5 protein-coding genes are annotated in these 5,845 nt (G+C 64.7%); 1 reads left to right on the forward strand and 4 read right to left on the reverse strand.

Features of this window, described 5'->3' with window-relative positions; genetic code table 11:
- Nucleotides 1–54: 54 nt before the first annotated feature.
- The 3 genes from D7X74_RS38535 to D7X74_RS42800 all read right to left on the reverse strand — a co-directional run bounded on the left by D7X74_RS38535 (nt 55) and on the right by D7X74_RS42800 (nt 2,986).
- Nucleotides 55–1,557, reverse strand: a complete 1,503-nt coding sequence (locus D7X74_RS38535; RefSeq protein ID WP_120537947.1) for a hypothetical protein — start codon at nt 1,555–1,557, stop codon at nt 55–57.
- A gap of 26 nt (nt 1,558–1,583) precedes the next feature.
- Nucleotides 1,584–2,003 (reverse strand): hypothetical protein, encoded by a 420-nt coding sequence (locus D7X74_RS38540; protein ID WP_120537948.1) that lies wholly within the window; start codon nt 2,001–2,003, stop codon nt 1,584–1,586.
- Nucleotides 2,004–2,614: 611 nt separating this feature from the next.
- Nucleotides 2,615–2,986, reverse strand: coding sequence for a hypothetical protein (locus tag D7X74_RS42800; RefSeq protein ID WP_147446835.1), 372 nt, complete (start codon nt 2,984–2,986; stop codon nt 2,615–2,617).
- Between the two features lie 328 nt (nt 2,987–3,314).
- Here D7X74_RS42800 and D7X74_RS38545 point away from each other — a divergent pair.
- Nucleotides 3,315–4,890, forward strand: a protein-coding gene (locus D7X74_RS38545; RefSeq protein WP_120537949.1) for an IS3 family transposase whose coding sequence is annotated in 2 segments (ribosomal slippage) — nt 3,315–3,793 and nt 3,792–4,890 — 1,578 coding nt in all. Because the reading frame shifts where the segments join, the coding sequence is not laid out codon by codon here.
- On the opposite strand, the gene D7X74_RS38550 is transcribed toward D7X74_RS38545, so the two are convergent.
- A complete protein-coding gene (locus D7X74_RS38550; RefSeq protein ID WP_120537950.1) occupies nt 4,847–5,668 on the reverse strand; it encodes a helix-turn-helix domain-containing protein in 822 nt (273 codons plus the stop codon). The genes D7X74_RS38545 and D7X74_RS38550 overlap by 44 nt on opposite strands.
- Nucleotides 5,669–5,845 lie beyond the last annotated feature (177 nt).

Below are 5,845 nucleotides of genomic sequence, written 5' to 3' on the forward strand. Positions count from 1 at the left end.
GGCGCGCCTCCCCCGATGGGGCGAGGCGCGCCTCAATCAACCGCATGCGAGCGACTACTTGGGCAGCGGGTAGTTTTCGGTGGAGCAGAGCTCATTCCACGTCGCAGACAGGATCTTGGCCGCCACGGCGTCGATGACCAAATTGGTGTTCTGCGCCTGGCCCAGGACCACCACCTCCCCCGAGCCTTTAAGGGTGGTGGGCCGGGGCTTGCCGTCCTTGCCCATCTTCGGGCCCGTCAGCTGGACCCAGTGCTTGCGGTAGCGGTACCAGTCGATCGCCTTGAGCCGAGCCTTGAGTTCCTCGAAGTCCACCGCAGGCGTCTTGAACTTGCCGCTCTTACGCGCCTCCTCGGCCATCTCCTCGAACGCCTGCGCCGTCGTCTTCAGCGCGCTTTTCGCGCCAATAGCCGTGCCGAGGGGACCCAGGACGTCGATGCGCGCCTCGTAGTACGCCAGGGCGATCGCCTTGAGGGCGAAGGGCCAGCCGTGCACGTAGAGGCGCCGGAAGGTGTCCTTGTCCTCCGGCGTGTCCTGCAGCCAGTTCGCCGAAAAGGTCTCGTCGAGCATGGTCAGGAACTCCTTCACGTACGGCACGAAGTGCGGCACGTACTCGTGTTGAATGTGCTCAGGCTTCTTGCGCCCTCCCGAGATGACGTTGAGGAGCATCTGCTCCATCGTGGAGAGGTCCACGATGTTCCCGGTCGCTGTCTCGCTCGTGCCGGTGGTCCGCCCCGTCGCCAAGCGCTTCTCGAACACTGTGTCCTTGATGGCTTGCATCCGGAGTTCGCTGAGCGCGGAGGACGTGTCCATGCCGATGACGAGGTTCAGGTTCTTCTTCGACCCGCGCCCGTTCCGGTCAGCGAAGCTCTGGCCCGCCCCGCGCTCGTCCACGTTCAGTTCGACCTCCAGCGTCACGCACAGGCTGTCGAGTGCACCGGTGGCCTGGGCGTCTGCGGAGTGCGCCACCTGGAACAGCGCGGCCGTCTGCGTCTGCCCGTCCGCCTGCATGATGGGCAGCTTAGGAAGAAAGAGGCGGCCGTACATCGCGTTGGGGTCCTCCTCGTCGAATGCCACGAAGATGGTCCGGTCGAACACTGACTTCGACTGCCAGCCGGACACCATGGGCAGGTACACCGGGCGCGCGCCAGTCAGGCCCTGAAGGATGTAGCTGGCGAAGTCCGCCTTGTTGGCGGACTTGGCGCCCTTGAAGTCACTCTGGGTCTGGTCGTGCGCCACCTTCATCTCGGCCGCCTGGAAGTTGTTTGGCGGCGGAGAGGAAGGGTCGTACTGGACCAGGTCGGTGAACTGCTTCAGCGTCGGGTGAATCACCGCGACGATGCGACGCCGGGTGAGGTTGGTCGAAACGCCCTTGCGGCACACCGTCGCACGCACGATCGAGTATTCCTCCGGCTGGTGCAGGCACTGGTAGCGGTTGTTCAGGTAGTTCTGCTGCGCCTGCTCGTCCGACTGGAAGCGGATGATGCGCAGCCCGCTGTAGTCCGGGTCCGGCGAGATGCTGCTGGTCTTGATGAGATCAACCTTCGGGATGTGAAGCACGGACTTTTCCTTTTCTTGGGGCCGAATCAGATGCCCTTGGGGATCTTCACGATGTTGACGGTGGTGGACGTGAGCGGCACACCCCCGGCCTGCGCCATCCAATGCGGGATGGTGACCAACTCGATGTTGAGGTTCAGGCTGCGGACGGTTTGGCGGAGTTCCAGCTGGAAATCGAAAGCGGCGATGACGCCGCGCACCTGCTGTCCGGGGTTCGCACAGAGCGCCTGATAGACGTAGACCTGGATCTGTCCCAGGGCCTCGTACGTCGCGTAAATCTTGAATTCCCACTCGCGGATCAGGTTGCTGGTGTCGACCGTGCGCAGGTCGACCCGCATCCCGGACTCGCCATATCGGCACTCCTTCCCGACCACCCGCTCACCCGGACGGACCTCTCCGATGTCCCTCGCGTAGAGGTCGCGGACCTTCGTCTCCCGCTCGAACTTCAAGGCGCTGCTCCTGTGCATCAGGGCAGCTCGCCCCGAACATTGACAGATATACGGAACAATCAGCCGAGTGTAAAGCAAAATCTCGCAGATTTTTGATCACACCGGCGTGATGATGCCTTCGGCCTACCAGATGAGGTCTAGAAGAGCCTTCCGGGTGTGGGTGGGCCAATGTGCGCAGATTGCTGAAGGCTGTCGGCCGAGAAGTGAAGCCCCGAAAGATCAAGGGCTGTCCCGTACTCCTCCCAGGGGTCCTTGGTTTCCTCGGCGGGAGGCGCCGTGCGCGGGCTGCCGCTTTAAGGTTGCATGCAGCGATCAGCCGACGGTCGCGCCACCCACGACCCCGAGCCTCATCACCCACCAGGGCGGCGGTGAGGCGCGTTCTTCAGCCCTAGGTTCTTCCGCCGCGAGCTGAGCAAGCCCGGGGCAAATCGTCATGCGGCCTCGGCGAGATCGCCCATACTCGTTCGCTGCAACGGCCTGCTGTAGGTGGCGTATCGGCTCCTGCGTGGGCCGCCTCGCAGCCAACTCAAGGCATAGTTCTGCCAGCACCACTGGTCACGGAGACTGCGGTGGTGAGGTGACGCTGTTCAACGAGTCGACGGGTCACTCGCTCACCACTCGAAGCCTCTTTTGCTGGAAGAAAGGGCGGCCACAATGAGCGCCTCGTTCGAGAGTGCCGCCGGTCGGCGTGCCGGATCGGCGCTCGATGGATGCAACGTCTCCTCATGATCAGGTTCTTGGTGCTGTTCCGCCGGTTGGCATGCCATGTCGGCTTTGACTGCATCTTGCAGCGATTGAAGGTCGCGGATGGCCTGCTCGATGATGGCGAGCGCACGAACGTCGGAGGGAACCTTTGGTGCCCACCGCAGGATCCACTGGCGTAGGGTCCTGGGCTTGATTCCGTGGAGCTGGGCGTAGCTGGCCTGATCCATCCTGGACGAGGCCCACCCGCGTGCCACGGCTGCGCGCTGCTCGTCGTTCAAGGTTGTGTGCTTCTCCCGGCTCATACCTGGGAAGGTTGTCGCTGCCCTCCGGCTAGGGATTGGGCATCTACTCTAAGTACCTGGCGCCCCGTCGCGCTCGGCCCGCCGCTTCTTAACGAGAGCCATGACTACGGAGGCGGTCATCATGCCGTCCGCGCGTACATCCCGGTCGTCATGGTCAGGAACGAGCGGAAGCCCCACGGCAAAGATCTCTTCGTCGGTCAGTTCGCGAGCTGTGCCGAAGTTCTCCCCCTGTGTCAGGGAAGTTGTCGCCTCGGCTGATCGGCCGGGATGACCGCGCCTTGGGGGCGAGAGCAGGCAGGAAGCAGTGTCGTACACGGATGGATTCAAGTCAGAAATGGTGAAGCGGATGGTGGGCCCCGCCGCGGTGAGTGCCGCCGCCCTGGCCCGCCAGGTGGGCGTGTCGCAACCGACGTTGTCGCAGTGGTTGAGGGAGGCGAATAAGTTGGCGGCGATGACGCCCCCGCCCGAGGAAAAGAAGCCCGCTCCGCCGACTGGACCGAAGAAGTGGACGCCCGAGGAGAAGCTGCGCGTGCTGGTGGCGGTCCAGGGGCTCACCGGAGAGGAACTGGGGGCGCTGCTGCGGCGCGAGGGGCTGCACGAGGGGCAGTTGACGGAGTGGCAGCAGGCGGCCGCTGGAGCCCTGTCGGGCGCGTCCACGCAGGCCCTGCCGGCCAAGGAGCGCAGGCGGCTGGCGGTGGCCGAGAAGCGGGTGAAGGAGTTGGAGCGCGAGCTGCGCCGCAAGGAGAAGGCGCTGGCGGAAACGGCGGCGCTGCTGGTGCTCGAAAAAAACTTCAGGCGATGGGCTGGGACGAGGGGCCCTTGGACGACGAGGACGACGCAGTGGACGAGAAGCGCGAGAAATGACGCTCGCCCATGTGCAGGAAGCCCTCCAGAAGGGCGTGCGCCTGGAGGCCGTCTGTGAGCGGCTCGGGGTGGCCCCTCGCACCATTCAACGGTGGCGGAAGCCCCAGACGGCTCAGGACGGGCGGTGCGGTCCGCGCACCCGGCCCGCCAACCGCCTCTCCGAAGCGGAGAAGCGCCGCATGCTGACGGTAGCCAACAGCGAGGAATTCCGCGACGTCTCGCCCAAGCAACTGGTGCCCAGGCTGGCGGACCGGGGCGAGTACCTGGCCAGCGAGGCGAGCTTCTACCGGGTACTGCGCGCAGCGGGGCAGCTGGCCCACCGAGGCCCCGCGAAGCAGCCCACGCCGCGCCCCAAGGCAGAACACACCGCCACCCGGTCCTGCCAGGTGTGGAGCTGGGACATCACCTACCTGAAGGGCCCGGTGAAGGGCTGCTTCCTCTACCTCTACCTCGTGGTGGACGTCTTCAGCCGCCGCATCATGGGCTGGCGCGTCCACGAGGAGGAATCGTCCGCGCATGCCGCGACCCTCATCCGCGACAGCTGGCACGAGGCGGGCAGCCCCGAGGGCTTGGTGCTGCACTCGGACAACGGCGGCCCGATGAAGGGCGCCACGATGCTGGCCACGCTGCAATGGCTGGGCGTGGCGCCCTCCTTCAGTCGGCCCCGCGTCTCGGACGACAACGCGTTTTCCGAAGCCCTCTTCCGGACGCTGAAGTACCGCCCGTCCTTCCCCCAGCGTGCCTTCGCGTCGGCGCAGGACGCGAAAGCGTGGGTGACGCGTTTCGTCGCCTGGTACAACACCGAGCACCGGCACTCCGCCATCCGCTTCGTCACGCCGGAAGCCAGACACTTCGGCCTCGATGTCTCGCTGCTCGCCCAGCGCCACCAGGTGTACCTGCGCGCTCGCGCTCGTCACCCCGAGCGCTGGAGCCGCGACACGCGCGACTGGACGCCCGCGGGCCCCGTGCGCCTCAATCCCTCTCCGGAAGCGCAGGAGCTGAAGCGTATCGGCTGAACCTTCTCACGCGACAACTACCTTGACGCTCACCGTTCTTATCCCTCAGCTCGGAAGCGACAATGGAGCGGATCACAGGGAACTGTGCACGTAGGCGGTCTTCTTTGCTCCTGGGCGGAGGGGCGGGCGGCAGTGGAGGTCGGGGCGGCGGTGGAGTACCTAGCACTGTGAAGTCGTAGGGCTGGCCGTCGAAGATGGGGAGCCTCCTGGGGAAGAGGTTGCCGCCGGAGTTGGGCGGAGGAGTGGCGCCTTCTTGTTTCTTGGTCGCGTCGCTCGGCTCCAACTCGGTGCCGCCGAACTTGGCCTTGAGGGCCGCACGCCGCGCTGGATTCATCGTCAACGGCACGTGATCGGCCGTGTCTTCGGGGCGCTCGGGTTCCTGTCCCTGAACATCCTGGGACGTGTCCGGCTCGCCCTCGTACTCACGGATTTTCTCGATCAGGCCGGAGAGGTCGTACTCGTTCGATTGGTTCGGTCGCCGGTGCCTCTTGAGGAAGCCCGTTTCCTCCAAGTCGTCGAGGTGCCGGTAAATCGTTGGATGGGACTTGTTAATGAGCTTGGCCAGCGTGTCGATGCCCGGGAAAGGAGGCCGCTCGTCCATCTTGAAGGAGAGTAGCCCAATCAGGAGCAGGGTATCCTCCGGCTTCAATCCAAGCTCGGACCAGTGACGCGCAAGCGTGGTGGGTATCGCGACCCATTGCCCCCTATACCCATGGAGCCGACGCTCGATTTTGTTGGCGTTCTTCTTATTGGAGTCGCGGTACTGATCCTGGGGCATGATCGGTCCTCTCACCTTGCGGTGCCGGTCCTCTCAGATCCACGTTTCCGTACTCTCACCTGAGTGAGAGTCGATCTAGAGGGTGAACTAGAAGGAACAAGAGCGCCGCTCGCGCGGCGTACTCACCCGTCCGCGCAAGCGCGGACGGGAGAAACACTCCACCTAGAAAGTATCGAA

Origin of the sequence: Corallococcus sp. CA047B, from assembly GCF_003612065.1 — a bacterium.
Classification (GTDB): Bacteria; Myxococcota; Myxococcia; order Myxococcales; family Myxococcaceae; genus Corallococcus; species Corallococcus praedator.

Bases quoted from the DNA above. Each gene is read 5' to 3' on its own strand.
- D7X74_RS38550 (WP_120537950.1), bottom strand. From the start codon at position 5,668: ATGCCCCAGGATCAGTACCGCGACTCCAATAAGAAGAACGCCAACAAA.